The organism is Arthrobacter rhombi (assembly GCF_039526245.1).
GTDB lineage: Bacteria > Actinomycetota > Actinomycetes > Actinomycetales > Micrococcaceae > Arthrobacter_H > Arthrobacter_H rhombi.
The window spans coordinates 278,202-293,814 of sequence record NZ_BAAAIV010000004.1 but is presented as its reverse complement, the minus strand read 5'-3'; the positions used below and the strand labels follow the sequence as shown (position 1 = coordinate 293,814).

The 15,613-nt window shown below is 67.6% G+C and carries 16 protein-coding genes; 10 read left to right on the top strand and 6 right to left on the bottom strand.

Features of this window, described 5'->3' with window-relative positions:
• Positions 1-25 precede the first annotated feature (25 nt).
• From ABD088_RS03855 to ABD088_RS03840, 4 genes are all read right to left on the bottom strand, one after another.
• Entirely contained in the window at positions 26-2,188 is a 2,163-nt protein-coding gene (locus ABD088_RS03855) for a S9 family peptidase (protein WP_343900191.1), read from the bottom strand.
• Between the two features lie 68 nt (positions 2,189-2,256).
• Positions 2,257-2,547 carry a hypothetical protein gene (locus ABD088_RS03850; protein WP_343900190.1) on the bottom strand — a complete coding sequence of 97 codons (291 nt, stop codon included), beginning with the start codon at positions 2,545-2,547 and terminating at the stop codon, positions 2,257-2,259.
• A gap of 58 nt (positions 2,548-2,605) precedes the next feature.
• A complete protein-coding gene (locus tag ABD088_RS03845) occupies positions 2,606-3,382 on the bottom strand; it encodes an SDR family oxidoreductase (protein WP_343900189.1) in 777 nt (258 codons plus the stop codon).
• 56 nt (positions 3,383-3,438) lie between these two features.
• Positions 3,439-5,082 carry an alkaline phosphatase D family protein gene (locus ABD088_RS03840; protein WP_343900188.1) on the bottom strand — a complete coding sequence of 548 codons (1,644 nt, stop codon included), beginning with the start codon at positions 5,080-5,082 and terminating at the stop codon, positions 3,439-3,441.
• Between the two features lie 87 nt (positions 5,083-5,169).
• On the opposite strand from ABD088_RS03840, the gene ABD088_RS03835 reads away from it, so the two are divergent.
• From ABD088_RS03835 to ABD088_RS03820, 4 genes are all read left to right on the top strand, one after another.
• On the top strand, positions 5,170-6,630 hold the full coding sequence (locus ABD088_RS03835; RefSeq protein ID WP_343900187.1) for a serine hydrolase domain-containing protein: 1,461 nt from the start codon (positions 5,170-5,172) through the stop codon (positions 6,628-6,630).
• Positions 6,631-6,832: 202 nt separating this feature from the next.
• A complete protein-coding gene (locus ABD088_RS03830) occupies positions 6,833-8,263 on the top strand; it encodes an amino acid ABC transporter substrate-binding protein/permease (protein ID WP_343900185.1) in 1,431 nt (476 codons plus the stop codon).
• A 32-nt stretch (positions 8,264-8,295) separates the two neighbouring features.
• Positions 8,296-9,018 carry an amino acid ABC transporter ATP-binding protein gene (locus tag ABD088_RS03825; RefSeq protein ID WP_343900383.1) on the top strand — a complete coding sequence of 241 codons (723 nt, stop codon included), beginning with the start codon at positions 8,296-8,298 and terminating at the stop codon, positions 9,016-9,018.
• A 202-nt stretch (positions 9,019-9,220) separates the two neighbouring features.
• On the top strand, positions 9,221-9,577 hold the full coding sequence (locus ABD088_RS03820) for a hypothetical protein (RefSeq protein ID WP_343900183.1): 357 nt from the start codon (positions 9,221-9,223) through the stop codon (positions 9,575-9,577).
• A 19-nt stretch (positions 9,578-9,596) separates the two neighbouring features.
• On the opposite strand, the gene ABD088_RS03815 is transcribed toward ABD088_RS03820, so the two are convergent.
• Positions 9,597-10,310 (bottom strand): hypothetical protein, encoded by a 714-nt coding sequence (locus tag ABD088_RS03815; RefSeq protein ID WP_343900182.1) that lies wholly within the window; start codon positions 10,308-10,310, stop codon positions 9,597-9,599.
• The gene (locus tag ABD088_RS03810; RefSeq protein ID WP_343900180.1) at positions 10,307-10,741 is read right to left on the bottom strand and encodes a PadR family transcriptional regulator; all 435 of its coding nucleotides are present in this window, start codon (positions 10,739-10,741) and stop codon (positions 10,307-10,309) included. The genes ABD088_RS03815 and ABD088_RS03810 overlap by 4 nt, the downstream gene beginning before the upstream one ends.
• A gap of 155 nt (positions 10,742-10,896) precedes the next feature.
• On the opposite strand from ABD088_RS03810, the gene paaA reads away from it, so the two are divergent.
• The 6 genes from paaA to ABD088_RS03780 are packed head-to-tail and all read left to right on the top strand — an operon-like array spanning position 10,897 to position 15,537.
• Positions 10,897-11,886 (top strand): 1,2-phenylacetyl-CoA epoxidase subunit PaaA, encoded by a 990-nt coding sequence (gene paaA / locus ABD088_RS03805; RefSeq protein WP_343900178.1) that lies wholly within the window; start codon positions 10,897-10,899, stop codon positions 11,884-11,886.
• Positions 11,887-12,210 (top strand): 1,2-phenylacetyl-CoA epoxidase subunit PaaB, encoded by a 324-nt coding sequence (gene paaB / locus ABD088_RS03800; RefSeq protein WP_343900176.1) that lies wholly within the window; start codon positions 11,887-11,889, stop codon positions 12,208-12,210.
• Entirely contained in the window at positions 12,207-13,064 is an 858-nt protein-coding gene (gene paaC, locus ABD088_RS03795; RefSeq protein ID WP_343900174.1) for a 1,2-phenylacetyl-CoA epoxidase subunit PaaC, read from the top strand. The genes paaB and paaC overlap by 4 nt, the downstream gene beginning before the upstream one ends.
• Before the next feature lie 10 nt (positions 13,065-13,074).
• Positions 13,075-13,563 (top strand): 1,2-phenylacetyl-CoA epoxidase subunit PaaD, encoded by a 489-nt coding sequence (gene paaD, locus ABD088_RS03790; RefSeq protein ID WP_343900172.1) that lies wholly within the window; start codon positions 13,075-13,077, stop codon positions 13,561-13,563.
• The gene (gene paaE / locus ABD088_RS03785) at positions 13,560-14,747 is read left to right on the top strand and encodes a 1,2-phenylacetyl-CoA epoxidase subunit PaaE (protein ID WP_343900170.1); all 1,188 of its coding nucleotides are present in this window, start codon (positions 13,560-13,562) and stop codon (positions 14,745-14,747) included. Before paaD ends, paaE begins: the two co-directional genes overlap by 4 nt.
• A gap of 10 nt (positions 14,748-14,757) precedes the next feature.
• A complete protein-coding gene (locus ABD088_RS03780) occupies positions 14,758-15,537 on the top strand; it encodes an enoyl-CoA hydratase/isomerase family protein (protein WP_343900169.1) in 780 nt (259 codons plus the stop codon).
• Positions 15,538-15,613: the final 76 nt, after the last annotated feature.

Genomic DNA, 15,613 nt, shown 5'->3' with positions numbered 1-15,613 from the left:
CCGCCGGCTTCCCGGGAGGGGACGCCTACACCCGTTCGGTGGCTCCAAGGGCGTCCAGCGCGAAGGCGTAGTCCCAGGCGCGGTCCTTCCACGCCTCGTAGCGGCCCGAGGCCCCGCCGTGTCCGCCATCCATCTCGATCTTCAGCAGGATCGGTTCGGTTCCTGTGCTGACCTGGCGCAGCCGTTGGACCCATTTGGCCGGTTCGACGTAGAGCACGCGGGTGTCGTTCAGGCTCGTGACCGCGGCAATCCGCGGGTACGGAACCGCAGCGATGTTCTCGTACGGGGTGTAGGACTTCATGTATTCGTAGACGTCGGCGTCGGTGATCGGGTTGCCCCATTCCTCCCATTCCAGGGCCGACAGCGGCAGATCCGGGTCCAGGATGCTGGTCAGCGCGTCGACGAACGGCACCTGGGCGATGATCGCCGTGTAGAGCTGCGGGGCCAGGTTGGCGACGGCGCCCATGAGCAGGCCGCCTGCTGATCCGCCCATGGCAACCACGCGCTGCGGATCGGCCCACCCGGTGGTGACGACGTGTTCCGTAGCCGAGACGAAATCACTGAAGGAATTCTTCTTGGCCAGCTTCTTGCCGTCGTCGTACCAGTGGCGTCCGAGCTCCCCGCCGCCGCGCACATGCGCGATGACGAAGACGACGCCGCGGTCCAGCAGCGACAAGCGCGGGATCGAGAAGCCGGGGTCCATGCTCATCTCGTAGCTGCCGTACCCGTAGACGAGTGCCGGGTTGGAACCATCGCGTTCGACGCCGCGGCGGCGGATCACCGAGAGCGGGACGCGGGTGCCGTCGGCAGCGGTGGCCCACTCGCGCTCGGCCAGGTAGGCACCGGCGTCGTACCCTCCCTTGACCGGGGTCTCCTTGCGCAGCGACAGCTCGCCGGAGGCCAGCGTGTAGTCGTAGACGCGCGGGGGGATGAGGAAGCTGGTGTAGGCCAGCCGGATGACGGGGGAATCGTATTCGGCGCCGGCGAGCGAGCAGGTGTAGAGCTCCTCCTCGAAGACCGGTTCGGCGGCAGGTGCCTGGGCGTCGGTGCCCAGGCCCGCCAGCGGCAGGATCTGGATGCGCTCGATGGTGTCCTGGCGGACGGAGACCACGGCGTGCGTGGAGGTGACCGCGGTGCCCTCGATCTTCACGTCGTCCCGGTGGGGGAGGACCGTGGCCCAGTGCTGGTCGGCGAGCGGCTTGGTGAATTCGTCGGCGCGGACCAGGGAGACCATGTTGTTCACGGCGTCGCGGTTGTGGGTGAGCAGGTAGGCGCGCTCGCCGTCGACGGTGACCGGATCCATGCCATGCAGCAGGTGTGCCTCGCGGCCCAAAAGGAGCCGGGGTGCGGCCAGGGGGTCGATGAGATCCAGCGTGTGGGTCTCGGCGAACTCGGAGTTGCCGATGGAGATCATCAGTTCGCGGCGGTCCGGGGAGAGCTCGAAGCCCATCCACATGCCCGGATCGTCCTCCTGGAGGACGACGGCGTCCTGCGCCGGATCCTGCCCCAGGGTGTGGGACTTGATCTGGTTCGGACGCCAGGAATCGTCGACGACCGTGTAGAAGATGCGGGTGCCGTCGGGGGAGAAGGCCAATCCGTAGAAGACGTTCTCGATGACGTCCGGCAGTAGTTCGCCGGTCCGCAGGTCCTTGATGCGCAGGGTGAAGCGCTCGTCGCCGGCATTGTCCACGGCGTACGCGAGCAGGTTGCCATCCTCGGTGACGGCCATGCCGCCGACCGAGTAGAAGGGCTGGCCCTCGGCCTCGACGTTGCCGTCCAGCAGGACCTGTTCACCATCGAACGGCTTCCCGGGCTCGATGACCGGTGGCGTCCAATCGGCGACGAGGTCGCCCGTATCGCTGGCGGCGACCCGGCACTGGATGGGATATTGCTGGCCCTCGGCGGTGCGGGCGAAATACCACCAGCCGCGCTTGCGGGCGGGAACGGAGAGGTCGGTCTCCTCGGTGCGTTCCTTGATCTCGGCGAAGATCGTCTCCCGCAGTTCCTGCTGGTCGGCGGTCACGGCCTCGGTGTAGGAGTTCTCCGCCTCGAGGTGGGCGATGACCTCCGGGTTCTCCTTTTCGCGGAGCCACTCGTAGTCATCGACGAAGGTGTCGCCGTGGTGCGTTCGCTCCACGGGGCGCTGGGCGGCGACGGGCGGCTGCTGACGTGTGGGGGTTTGGCTCATGGGCACCATTCAACGCCATGTTCGTGCGGTGCCGGGCGGTGTTCGCCAGCGGCGTGTTGGGGGTGCGGTCAAGCGAGCGCCAGTCGGACCAGACTGACGACAGTGACCACGACCGCCCATGCACCGATGGCGTAGCCGATCGACAGCGCGGCCCGGGCCAGGCCGTGACCCCGTCCACCCCGCTCGCGCAACTGGCCGAGGGCGATGTGACCGGCACCCACCGCGAAAACCGCGAAAACGGAAACGCCGGTGAAGACCAATGCCGCGAGGCAGACGGCGGCCAGCACGGCCGAGGCCACCGCCCACTTGTTGACGGCCGTCGTCACCTGCGACGGTTCCTGCGAGACATGTGCGACCACGTGAATTCCCCCGATTGCCGTGTGCTCCCCGGAGCCTATCCGAGCCTTCAGGGCATGGCTAGGACGTCTGGAGCCCGCCATTGCTGTGCAGGAGCTGGCCATTGATCCATGAACCCGCGTCGGAGAACAGGAAGCGGACCAGATCCGCGGTGTCCTGCGGCTGGCCGAGCCGGCCGGCCGGGGTGGCCCGGGACATCTCCTCGCGGAGCCCAGCGTCCATCCACCCGGTGTCGATGGGACCCGGGTTGATGAGGTTGGAGCGGACGCCCCGGCCGGCAAGCTCGATGGCCGCGGCGATCACCAGCCGGTCCAACGCCCCCTTGCTGGCACCGTAGGGCAGGTTCTCCGCCGTGTGGTCGCTGGTCAACGCGACGATCCTGCCGTTGACCGTCCCGGTTGGGGCCGACTCGGGAAGTTGCTCGGCGAACGCTTTGATGAGCAGCCATGAGGCGCGGGCGTTGACGGCGAAATGCCGGTCCCAGCTCGCCACATCCGTAGTGAGGATCGAGCTGTCCACCGACTCGCAGTGGGAGAGCACCAGGCCCTCGACCCTGCGGCCGGCGGCGGTGGCCAGGAGTTGGCCGGGAACTGCTGGGTCGCTGAGGTCCCCGGGCGCCACCGTGACGTCGGCGCCCACGGCGCGGCATTCGTCGGCAATGGATCCGGGGTCGTCCGCACCACGATCGAGATCGAGCCGCTCGTCGTAGGGCTGCCAATGGTTCAGCACCAGATCCCAACCATCCTGGGCAAGCCCGGTCGCGATGCTGGCCGCGATGGAACGCTTCCGTCCGGCACCGGTGATGAGGACCAGGGGCTTGCTCGGGGAGGGTGACATGTGATTGAGGCTAGCCAATCAGAGTCGTGGCGTCACGCTTCGCCGTGCGAAGCTCCCTACCGCTGCGGCGTCAGCGTCCTGCTGTACTGCACCTTGCCGTTGGCGTTGATGAGTTTGACCGTGAACTCCGAGCCGTCGCCGGCGACATCGACATGGCCAAAGTACTGGTGCTCACCCGAACGCGGGGACCCCAGCGGCGGGCCGGCCTGCTGGAAGTCGACCTTCGGGCCAAACGTCAGGTCCAGCTCGTTCGGTCCGAACGACCCGGCGTTGATGGGACCGGCCACGAACTCCCAGAAGGGATTGAAATCGCGGAAGGCGGCGCGGTCGGGGGAGTAGTGGTGGGCGGCGCAATAGTGCACGTCCCCGGTCAGGAACACCACGTTCTTGATCCGGTGCTTCTTGATCGCCGAGAGCAGCCGGGCAAGTTCGAGCTCGCGGCCCAGCGGCTTGCCGTGATCGGCATTGGCGATCGACTCCTGCCCCTCGCCATCGGGCACGATCAACCCCAACGGCAGGTCGTTGCCGATGACCTTCCACGTGGCGCGCGAGGAGCGCAGCGAGCGGATCAGCCACTGCAGCTGCTCCTCGCCCAGGATGCGGGTCTGCTCCGCTTCCTTGCCGTCGGTGTTCGGCGACTTGTGCGAGCGCATGTCCAGCGCGAACAGGTCAAGATGCGGGCCGCGCTCGACGTGCCGGTAGATCCGGGTCGGCTCGAACCCGGTGCCCGGGCGCAGTGCCCGGCGATCGGCGATCGGCATGTATTCCTGCCAGGCGCGGCGTCCGCGGGCTGCGAGGGTGTCGACGTCGCGCACCGTGTACTGCGGGTCATCAAGGATCTCGCCGGGGTACCAGTTGTTGACGGTCTCGTGGTCATCCCACTGGGCGATCACCGGGACCTCGGCGTACATCGCCCGCAGGTTCGCATCCATCATGTTGTAGCGGTGGCGTCCCCGGTATTCGTTGAGGGTCTCGGCGACCTTGGAGACCTCCTCGGTGACGACATTGCGCCAGATGGTGCCGTCCGGCTCCTTCATCTGCGCGGAGATCGGCCCGTCGGCATAGATCGTGTCGCCCGAATGCAGGAAGAAATCGGGCCGCGTCGCGTGCATGGCGGCATAGCCACGCATCCCGCCGATCTCCTCGTTGATGCCGTACCCCTGCCCGGCGGTGTCGGCGGTCCACACGAAGCTCTGCGGCCCGGAATCGTCCCAGCGCCCATGCCCGCGCCCATGCCCGCGCGCCGGGGCCGTGCTGAAGGCCCCCCGCCCGATCTCGCTGCGGCGCCCGTGCTCATCCTCGAAATGGAGTTCGACGGCCAAGCGGGCTCCCGCTGGCAACCTCCGCGCGTCGATCTTGGCGGTGAAGTCCGTGGCTGCACTGGCCCGTGAACCGCGCAGGTGCAGGGTGCGTCCGTGGCGTCCGCGCAGTTCCCGGCCATCGGCATCGAGCAGCCGCAGCGCTGCGTGCAGCCGCCCCGGCCCCGAGGCGCGAGACCACAGCACTGCGGAGTCGCTGGAGACATCGCCCATCGAGATCCCCGAGGGCAGGGTCAACCGGCGGGCCGCCAACGGCACCGCGGCCGGGCGTCCCACAGCCAGGGCAGAAGGTGCGGACAGGGAGGTGGCAGCCAGCGCCGAGACGGCAGCCGCCCCCTTGAGCAGGGTGCGGCGAGCGGGCTGGGTGCTGTTCTGGTCCATGGTCAACAGCCAAGCGCACGCGGGCAACGGGCACGTGGCGGGCAGATGAACCGGGGCCGAACGGCCGCCGGGTGGCAGGATGGGCCCATGGCCACCGATGATGCTGACTTCGCCCCTGCCCACTCCGCCCATCCCGCGATCGCCGCCTGGACATCGGTCCTCGCGTACGCCCCGCGTTTCCTGGAGCACTTGCGCGGCGTCGAACGCCAGCCGGGATTCCAGGTCGCCGTTTCCGTGGACGGAACCCTCATCGGCACGTGCAGCGGCGGATTCTCCGACGTTGCCGCCCGCACCCCTATGGACGATGGCCACCAGTTCCGCATCGCCTCCCACTCCAAGATGTTCACCGCCACCGCCATCCTGCAGCTGGCCGAAGCCGGGCGGCTGACCCTCGAAGACGCGCTCGCCGACCACTTGCCCGACCTCGCAGGGACCGACGCTGCCGACGTCACGGTCGGGGAGCTGCTCTCCCATTCCTCGGGGCTGACCCGCGATGGCGACGACTCCGACTTCTGGGTCCTGGGCCGCCCCTTCCCCCACCGGGCCACCCTGCTGGAGACCGCTGCCCACGGGAAGGTCATCTCCCGGCACGAGCATTTCAAATACACGAACATCGGATATGGCCTGCTCGGCCTGGTCATCGAGGCAGCCAGTGGGCAGGATTACCGCGACTATGCCCGGGAGCACCTGGTCCAGCCGCTGGGACTCCAGGACACCGGGCCGGACCTGGAACCCGGCGCCGACCGGTTGGCCACCGGATACGGATCGATCGCCGTCGCCGGGGAGCCCTACACCCTGGAACGCCGCACGGTGATCGACCACATCGACACCGCGGCGTTGAGCTCGGCCACCGGCTTCTACTCCACGGCGACCGACGTGGTCCGCTTCCTGTCGGCGCTGCTCCCCGAAACCCACGATCGTCCGGCGGACGGCTCCCTGGTGGGTGAACATTCCAAACGCCGCATGCAGCGCCAGGTGGAGTCCGCCGGCGTGCCCGGACGGCACTACGGACTGGGCCTGATTCTGCAGGACGTGCACGGCCAGGCGACCTTCGGCCACAGCGGTGGCTACCCGGGGCACATCACCCGCAGCTGGGCGCTACCCGAAACCGGCGTGGCACTGAGCGTCCTGACCAATGCCATCGACGGCCCGGCGACCTCCTGGGGCGAGCAGCTCATCGGGCTGGCGACCCTGGCCGCCCGGGAGGCACCGGCGTCGTACTCCGGCCTGACACCGCAGGACCTGGCGCGGTACACCGGGCGGTTCGCGGGGCTGTGGGGCGTGCAGGACATCGTCGAACTCGGCGGCAAGCTGTACTCGTTCCAGCTGGGAAGCCCTCCGGACCCGGCGACGACCGAGCCGCTGGAAGTGCTCGACTCCTCGCGGCTGCGCTCGGGCGACCCCAACGGATTCTCCGGTTATGGCGAGGAACTCGTCTTCGAATTCGACGACGCCGGTGCTGCCGCGGTGCGCGGACCCGGGGGGATGCGCTTCGTGCGGCAGGCCGACTACGTGGTGCCGGCCCGACTGTCCCACCCAGCCAGCTGACACCGCCGGCAGCCCGCCAACGGGGGAGCAGGGCCGGATCTAACACGCGCGGCTGAACACTTCCTGTGAGCCGGGCCACGATGCTCTATTGTCTAAGGAAGTCAAAGTCCCGTAAACACGGGCCGCACCACCAGGGAATGGGGTATCGACCTTGCGTCACCAACAGAGAGCGGCCACTCCGGGCCGTCGCCGGACCGGGGCGGTGGTCGCGGCATTCCTGGCCGTGGCAGCCCTGCTGTTCGGTGCCTCCGGAGCCGCCGCCGACACTGCGTCATCCAGTTCGGCCGTCGAGGGCAAGACCTTCGTCATCGGTACCGACACCACGTTTGCACCTTTTGAATTCCGCGATTCCTCCGGTGAATTGACCGGTATCGACATGGATATCCTGCGGGCCATCGCCAAGGACCAGGGCTTCAAGGTGGAGATCCGCTCGCTCGGCTTCAACGCCGCCTTGCAGGCCCTGACCTCCGACCAGGTGGACGGCGTCATCGCCGGCATGTCCATCACGGACGAACGCAAGCAGGTCTACGACTTCTCCGAGCCCTACTTCGAATCCGGCGTCCAGATGGCCGTCGCGAAGAACGACGACGCCGTCAAGGGCTACGAGGACCTCAAGGGCAAGACCGTCACCGCCAAGACCGGCGCGGAGGGCGAGACCTACGCCAAATCCATCGCCAAGAAGTACGGTTTCACGGTCAAGTCGCTGGACCAGTCGGCCAGCATGTACGAACTGGTGAAGTCGGGCAACGCCGTCGCCGTGTTCGACGACTACCCGGTGCTGGCCTACGGCATTGCGCAGAACAACGGCCTGAAGACGGTCACCGACAAGGTGCCCGGCGGTTCCTACGGCTTCGCCGTGAACAAGGGCAAGAACGCTGATCTGCTGGCCGCCTTCAACGACGGCCTGGCCAAGATCAAGGCCAACGGCGACTACGACAAGATCGTCAACGGCTACCTCGCCGATCCGGCAGCCGCCCAGCCGACCACGTTCTGGCAACTGCTGGGACAGTCGCTGCCCGCACTGCTCAAGGGCCTGCAGAACACGCTGGTCGTCACGGGCATCTCCTTCGTCGTCGCCATGGTCATCGGACTGGCCGCGGGGTTCATGAAGATCGCCCGCAACATCGTCGTCCGGGGAATCTCCACCACCTTCGTGAACATCTTCCGCGGCACCCCGCTGCTGCTGTGGGCGTTCATGTTCTACTTCGGCATCCCCCAGTTGACGGGGTTGCCCATCAACATCTGGGTGGCCGCGGTCCTGACCCTGTCGCTGAACTCCGGTGCCTATGTCGCCGAGATCGTGCGCGGCGGCATCCAGTCGGTGGATCCGGGCCAGATGGAAGCCAGCCGGTCGCTGGGCCTGGGCTACGGCAAGTCCATGCAAAAGGTCGTCGTCCCCCAGGCGTTCAAGATCATGACCCCATCGCTGATCAACCAGCTGATCATCATGCTCAAGGATTCCTCGCTGCTGCTGGCCATCGGCTTCGCCGAACTGCTCTACCAGGGCCAGCAGATCTACGCGGCGAACTTCCGCGTCACCGAGACGCTGCTGATCGTCGGCGTCATCTACTTCGTCGCCGTCATGCTGCTGACGAAGCTCGCCAACTTCGCTGACCGGAGGTTCAACAAGTGAGCACATCGACTACGGAAACGGCCCGCAAGCCGATGATCGAGGTGAAGGGCCTGCGCAAGTCCTTCGGCTCCAACGAGGTCCTGCAGGGCATCGACGCCCAGGTCGCCGAGGGCGAAGTCGTCTGCGTCATCGGGCCCTCGGGCTCGGGCAAGTCGACCTTCCTGCGCTGCCTGAACAAGCTGGAGGACATCTCCGGCGGCACGGTGGTGGTCGACGGGTTCGACCTGACCGATCCCAAGGTGGACATCAACGAGGTCCGCCGCCACATCGGCATGGTGTTCCAGCACTTCAACCTCTTCCCCCACATGTCGGTGGTGGAGAACGTGATGCTGGCTCCCGTCGAGTCGAAGAAGGCCTCCAAGGCGGAGGCCCGGAAGAAGGCCATCGAGCTGCTGACCCGGGTGGGGCTGGCCGAGAAGGCCAACGCCCGCCCGGCGGCCCTGTCCGGTGGGCAGAAGCAGCGCGTCGCGATCGCCCGTGCGCTGGCCATGAACCCCGGCATCATGCTCTTCGACGAGGCCACCAGCGCCCTGGACCCGGAGATGGTCGGCGAGGTGTTGCAGGTCATCCGCGACCTGGCCACCTCCGGCATGACCCTGGTGCTGGTCACCCACGAGATGGGCTTTGCCCGCGAGGTGGGGGACCGGGTGATCTTCATGGCCGACGGCGTCGTCTGCGAGGAGGGCACCCCGGACCAGCTCTTCGGCAACCCGCAGCAGGAACGCACCCAGGAGTTCCTCTCCAAGGTCCTGTAGCGGACGGGGAGGCCTCCCCGGGCACGACGGCGGGAATCCGGTGATGCCGGATTCCCGCCGTCGTGTCATGTCAGGACCCCGGGCCCCTTGTCGCGGACGCGGCTGCGTGCCTACGGTGAATACGGAACCGTCCCTGCTTCCGCCGGGGGCGTCCGCGACGGCCTGCGCCGTCGTATCCAGGTACCGACCGAAGGAGCAACGCATGAGTTCCGCAGCCCCAGACCGCGACCCCGCCATGGAGCCGGTGCCCGACGCCGAATACGGACTTGATCCCGAGGAATCCAGCGGCGACCCGCTCGAGCCCGAGCCCCTGGACGGCCGGGACTCCCAGCCGGCGGAGGGCTCCTCCGACGACGCGGTGACCATGGCCGTCGACGACCCGCTGCGCGAGCCGGTCTTTATCGAGGAAGAGGACTCCGCCTACGTCGACGACGAGGTGGACCTGCTCGAGGACGAGGGGATGTTGAACGATCCCGAAGCCGACGCGCTGGCCAACGAGTCGATCGACGGCGGCCCGTCCGAGGGGCTGGGCGAGGACCCTGACTCCGCCGCCACCTAGGCGGACCCCGGGCCGCGGGTCAGCGGATGACGGCCTCGCCGATCACGCAGGCCACGGCGAACCCGGGCATCAGCAGATACGGGACCACACCCATCGCCCGGTGGATCCAGCCGGGACGCCGGGAGTCCGGCTGGCTGGGATCGACGATGTCATCCGGCCCATCCCGCAGGGCGTCGATGAGGGCCCACGCGCTGGCCGCCACCAGGACCGCGCCCGAGATGTCCGCCGCCCACCACGGGTTCCAGCTGGCCAGCGTGGCATGGCCGCGTTCCGGCGCGAAGAGCGCGCTGCACGTGGCGGCGAGGATCGACAGCACGAAGACGACGGCAAAGATCCAGGGGCGGGAGACCGCCGCGTTGAAATACGCCGGCAGCCCCACGACCGCGGCGACCGGGACCAGGAAGAGCAGCAGCTGCGGTAGGGAGATTTCCGCCGCGGTGCCGGCGAACACGGATTGGACGGCCGGGACGAACACCAGCAGTGCCAGCAGGGACACCGCCATTCCCATGATCGAGGGGTCCCCGGCGCGGAGCCGGGCAACGGTGGGCAGTTCGAGTTGTGCCGCGTAGCTACGCGGGTCACCGAACGCTTCCGTGGCGGTTTCGCCGGAATCGGCGAGGTGCTCGCGGACGACGGCGACCGCATCACCGATGGCATCTCCACGCACCGCGCGCAGCCGCAGGGCCAGGGTGAAATCGTCGATCCACGTGTCGTTGGTTCGTGTGGCGCTCATGATGCTGCTCCCTGGGTGTGGAGGGGGGATGGTCCGGTGGGTTGTCCTGGGTCCGGGGGCTGCTCGGGGGAATCCCCCAGATGGGCGCGGGTGGCCCCGGTGAAGTGGCCCCACGCCGTCCGCTGCTCGTCGAGCGCCCTCCGGCCGGCCGGGGTCAGTGAAAAGTACTTGCGTCCGGGCCCGGAGGTTCCGGCCCGCCATTCGGTGGTGACCCACCCCGCCGACTCGTAGCGGGTCAGCAGTGGATACAGCGTTCCGCCCTTGACCGTTCCGAGTCCCGACCGCTCCAGCTCGGCGATGATCGCATAGCCATAGGACGCGCCGGCCTCGAGCACCCTCAAGGTGCACAAGCCCAGCACGGCCCGCATCCAATCGGTCGGCCAGCCCTCATCCGGGGTGTCCTCGTGGCATCCTGCTGCTTCTTCCTGCATAGCTAGATTGTGAGTCTAACTAGATCGCCTGTCAAGCAATGCACTGTCTGCGGCAGACCTGTTGGCGCCGTGGGGCAATTGACGAATGGGTGATGGGCCACATATCCTGAACGAACGGTCAGTAATTCGAAACTTGTCACAGTGAGGTGAGCCCCATGGCTGCACGGAACGACCCGAAAGGGCCTTTGTCCGCGGTGTTGACGCCCGAGGAAGAGGCAGCGCAGGAGCACTTCGACGCGGTCATCGCCGATGACTCGCGCATCGAGCCCCGCGACTGGATGCCGGAGGGGTACCGCAAGACCCTCACCCGGCAGATCTCCCAGCACGCCCATTCCGAGATCATCGGCATGCAGCCCGAGGCCAACTGGATCACCCGGGCGCCGAGCCTGAAGCGCAAGTCCATCCTGATGGCCAAGGTCCAGGACGAGGCGGGCCACGGGCTCTACCTCTACTCCGCGGCCGAGACGCTGGGCACCCCGCGCCACGTGCTCAACGACCAGCTGCTCACCGGCAAAGCGAAGTACTCCTCGATCTTCAACTACCCGGCCCGCTCCTGGGCCGACATGGGCGCCATCGGCTGGCTCGTCGACGGTGCGGCGATCGTGAACCAGGTGCCGCTGTGCCGTGCCTCGTTCGGCCCCTACGGCCGCGCCATGGTCCGCGTGTGCAAGGAGGAGTCCTTCCACCAGCGCCAGGGCTTCGAGATCCTCATGGAACTGGCGGCCGGCACCGAGGCCCAGAAGCAGATGGCCCAGGACGCCATCAACCGCTTCTACGAGCCCTCGCTGATGATGTTCGGCCCGCCGGACGGCGATTCGCCCAACTCCCAGCAGTCCATGAAGTGGAAGATCAAGCGCTTCACCAACGACGATCTGCGCCAGCGCTTCGTCGGCATGATCGCCGAACAGGTCAAGGTCCTGGGCCTGACCCTGCCCGATCCGGAGCTGCGCTTCGACGAGGAAACCGGGAAGTGGCTCCACAAGGACCTGAACTGGGATGAGTTCAAGGCAGTGATCTCCGGCAACGGACCCTGCAATTCCCAGCGCCTGCAGCGCCGCCGCGATGCCCACGCCGACGGCGCCTGGGTCCGCGAAGCCGCAGCAGCCTATGCCGAGAAGATGGAACAGAAAGCCGAGGTGGCCTAGGTGGCCCAGGAAACCAACCAGCACGACGCCGGTACCCCCGCCACGCGCGAATGGCCCCTCTGGGAGGTCTTCGTCCGTTCCTCACGTGGACTCTCCCACGTGCACGCCGGATCCCTGCATGCCCCCGACGCCGAGATGGCCGTGCGCAATGCCCGCGACCTCTACACCCGCCGCAACGAAGGCGTGTCCCTGTGGGTCGTGGCTTCCGAGGACATCGTCACCTCCGACCCGGATGCCAAGGGCCAGTTCTTCGAGTCGCCGCAGGGCAAGGACTACCGCCACGCCACGTACTACAAGAAGAGCGAAGGCGTGAAGCACCTGTGAGCCACACCGAGACCCACGAAGCCGACAGCTACGGCGATTCCACCGCCTCGGCCACGCGCATCACCCCGGGCAACGCCCTGCGCCCGGAGGACATCCAGTTGCAAAAGGATGCCCCCTCCGAGCCGGTCGCCCAATATGCGCTGCGCCTGGGCGACGACTCCCTGATCCTGGCCCAGCGGTTGTCCCATTGGATCTCCCGCGGACCGGAGATCGAGGAGGACATTGCCCTGGGCAACATCGCCCTGGACGAGCTCGGCCACGCACGGTCCTTCCTCTCCTACGCAGGACTGGCGTGGGGCAAGAGCGAGGACGACCTGGCCTACTGGCGCGAGGAGTCCGAGTTCCGTTCGCTGCACCTCTTCGAACAGCCCAACGGCGACTTCGGCGTCACGATCGTGCGCCAGCTGGCCGTGGCCATCTACCAGCACCTGCTCTACACGGCGCTGCTGGACTCCTCCGATGCGACCATCGCGGCGATCAGCGCCAAGGCGGTCAAGGAGGTCGACTACCACCGCGACCACGCCATCATGTGGACGCGCCGGCTGGGCATCGGCACCGACGAATCCGCAGCCCGGATGCGCCACGCCCTGGAGGTCATCTGGCCCTACGTCGACGAGCTGTTCCTCGATGAGGACCTGCACGACGAGCTCGGCGACGCCGGCGTGCGCCCCTCCACCCTGCGCGAGCCGTGGCTGGCCGAATTCACCGCCGTCCTGGAATCCGCCGAGCTCGAGGTCCCGACCGTGCCCTTCGCGATGTGCAACGGCCGCGGCGGCGAGCATTCGGAGCACCTGGGCTATGTGCTGGCGGAGATGCAGGTGTTGGCCCGCCAACATCCCGGCGCCAGCTGGTAAGGAGCAACCCATGAGCAGCACCATGACCGATCTGCAGGCCATCGCGGCCCGCGTGACCGACCCGGAAATCCCGGTGTTGACCATCGAGGACCTGGGCATCCTGCGCGGTGTCCACCTCGATGACGACGGCGGGGTGCGGGTGGTCATCACCCCCACCTATTCGGGCTGCCCGGCCATGGATGCCATCCGCGAGGACCTCCAGCTGGCCTTCCGTGCCGAGGGCTACCGGGACGTCTCCGTGGACCTGGTGCTCTCACCTGCCTGGAGCACCGACTGGATGACCGAGGCCGGCAAGGCCAAGCTCGAGGAGTACGGGATCGCCCCGCCCACCGGAACCGGCCACCGCGGCACGGTGACATTGGGGATGGCGGTCAAGTGCCCGCGCTGCCACAGCCTGAAAACCAAGGAACTCTCCCGTTTCGGGTCCACCTCCTGCAAGGCGCTGTACCAGTGCCGGGAGTGCCTGGAACCCTTCGACTACTTCAAGGTGCTTTCATGACAGAGACGACCCAGACCCCCGATAGCGATGCCACGGGAGTTGCGCCCCGCCGTCGTGCCTCGTTCCACACGCTCACCGTCGGCGAGGTCCGCCGCCTGACCGCCGCGGCCATCGAGGTCACCTTCGAGGTGCCCGACGAGCTGATCGAGGACTACGATTACCTCCCGGGCCAATACGTGGCCCTGCGCAAGGAGTTGGAGGACGCGGACGGGAACGTGGCCGAGGTGCGCCGCAGCTACTCGATCTGCGCGGAGCCGAAACCGGGCGAAATCCGGGTGGCCATCAAGCGCGACCTGGGCGGCTTGTTCTCCACCTGGGCCAACGAGTCGCTGCAGGCCGGGGACACCATGGACGTGATGAGCCCCTCCGGTGCCTTCATCTCCAAGCACCAGATGACCGGGATGAACAACCCGGAGTCGATCGACACCACTACCAGCCACAACTTCGTGGCCGTCGCCGCCGGATCCGGCATCACCCCGGTCATGGCGATCGCCCGGACGGTGCTGGCCGCCAACCAGAACGTGCACTTCGACCTGGTCTACGCCAACCGCGCGGCCATGGACGTGATGTTCCTGGAGGAACTGGCCGACCTGAAGGACCGCTACCCCTCGCGCTTCGCGCTGCACCATGTGCTTTCGCGTGAACAGCGCATCTCCCCGCTGCTTTCGGGGCGGATCGACTCCGAGAAGCTCACCACGCTGCTCGGGTCGGTGATCCGCACCGACCAGATCGACGAGTGGTTCCTGTGTGGGCCGTTCGAGCTGGTCCAGCTGGTCCGCGACCACCTCGCCGAGCAGGGCGTTCCTGCCGAGAAGGTCAGGTACGAGCTTTTCACCACCGGCCAGCCGACCCGACCCGAGGGCCATAGCGGGCGCCCCGTCGTCGAAGACGAATCCGGGGACAACTACGAGATCGAGTTCAAGCTCGACGGGCTCCAGGGGCAGGTCAAGTCCCCGATGTCGGCGCGCGAGACGATCCTCAACGCCGCCCTGCGGGTCCGCCCCGACGTCCCCTTTGCATGCGCCGGCGGGGTCTGCGGTACCTGCCGCGCCAAGCTGGTAACGGGTACGGTCCAGATGGAGGAGAACTACGCGCTGGAGCCCGAGGAGATCGACGCCGGCTACGTGCTGACCTGCCAATCGCACCCGACCTCGGACGCCGTGTCCGTGGACTTCGACTCCTAGGAGCCACACCATGATCGACCTGCAGATCGCCGACGGCGTCGCCGAAGTCGTCCTGAACGCGCCGCAGAAGATGAACGCGCTGGACGCCGACGCGCTGCGTGAGCTGTCCCGGGTGTATGAGAACGCGGCGCACGCCGTGTCCACCGGCGAGGTCCGGGCCCTGCTGCTGCGCGGGGAGGGGCGGGGCTTCTGCGCCGGTCGCGACATCTCCGGGGTGGTTCCCGCGGAGGACGACGTCCAGGGCTACCTGGGTGGGCTGGTGGAACCCCTGATGCGCCAGATGGCCGACTTCCCGGCGCCCACCTTCGCCGCCGTGCAGGGTGCGTGCCTGGGCGTCGGCCTGGGCCTGGCGATTGCCACCGATGTGGTCTACGTGGCCGAGAACGCCAAGATCGGTTCCCCGTTCGCCAACCTGGGCGCCACCCTGGATTCCGGGGGGCACTGGCTGTTCACCGAACGCCTCGGCGCCCACCGCACCCTGGACATGGTCTACACCGCCGAGCTGATCTCCGGTGCCGAGGCCGTGCGCTCCGGGTTGTTCAGCCGCGCCATGCCTGCGGAGGAGCTGCAGGAAACCACCCGGGGGATTGTCGGCAAGGTCGCCCACGGGGCCACGCAGGCGTTCGTCGCCTCCAAGCAGCTGGTCGCCGAGGTCCGCGACCAGCGGCTGGGACTCTGGGAGTCCATGGCCAACGAGAACCGCGCGCAGGACGCGCTGTGTGCCACGGACGACTACGCCGAGGGGTTCAAGGCCTTCCAGGAGAAGCGCAAGCCCCAGTTCAAGGGCTGAAGCGCGAGACGGTCGCCCACTGGCTATTCGTTTCGAGGCGATCCGCATGAACAGCGCCGGGCCGTTCCAGCCCACT

Coding starts and splice junctions, on each gene's coding strand:
- ABD088_RS03855 (WP_343900191.1), bottom strand. CDS start 2,188: ATGAGCCAAACCCCCACACGTCAGCAGCCGCCCGTCGCCGCCCAGCGC.
- ABD088_RS03780 (WP_343900169.1), top strand. CDS start 14,758: ATGATCGACCTGCAGATCGCCGACGGCGTCGCCGAAGTCGTCCTGAAC.
- ABD088_RS03835 (WP_343900187.1), top strand. CDS start 5,170: ATGGCCACCGATGATGCTGACTTCGCCCCTGCCCACTCCGCCCATCCC.
- paaE (WP_343900170.1), top strand. CDS start 13,560: ATGACAGAGACGACCCAGACCCCCGATAGCGATGCCACGGGAGTTGCG.
- ABD088_RS03825 (WP_343900383.1), top strand. CDS start 8,296: ATGATCGAGGTGAAGGGCCTGCGCAAGTCCTTCGGCTCCAACGAGGTC.
- ABD088_RS03820 (WP_343900183.1), top strand. CDS start 9,221: ATGAGTTCCGCAGCCCCAGACCGCGACCCCGCCATGGAGCCGGTGCCC.
- paaD (WP_343900172.1), top strand. CDS start 13,075: ATGAGCAGCACCATGACCGATCTGCAGGCCATCGCGGCCCGCGTGACC.
- paaA (WP_343900178.1), top strand. CDS start 10,897: ATGGCTGCACGGAACGACCCGAAAGGGCCTTTGTCCGCGGTGTTGACG.
- ABD088_RS03845 (WP_343900189.1), bottom strand. CDS start 3,382: ATGTCACCCTCCCCGAGCAAGCCCCTGGTCCTCATCACCGGTGCCGGA.
- ABD088_RS03840 (WP_343900188.1), bottom strand. CDS start 5,082: ATGGACCAGAACAGCACCCAGCCCGCTCGCCGCACCCTGCTCAAGGGG.
- ABD088_RS03815 (WP_343900182.1), bottom strand. CDS start 10,310: ATGAGCGCCACACGAACCAACGACACGTGGATCGACGATTTCACCCTG.
- ABD088_RS03810 (WP_343900180.1), bottom strand. CDS start 10,741: ATGCAGGAAGAAGCAGCAGGATGCCACGAGGACACCCCGGATGAGGGC.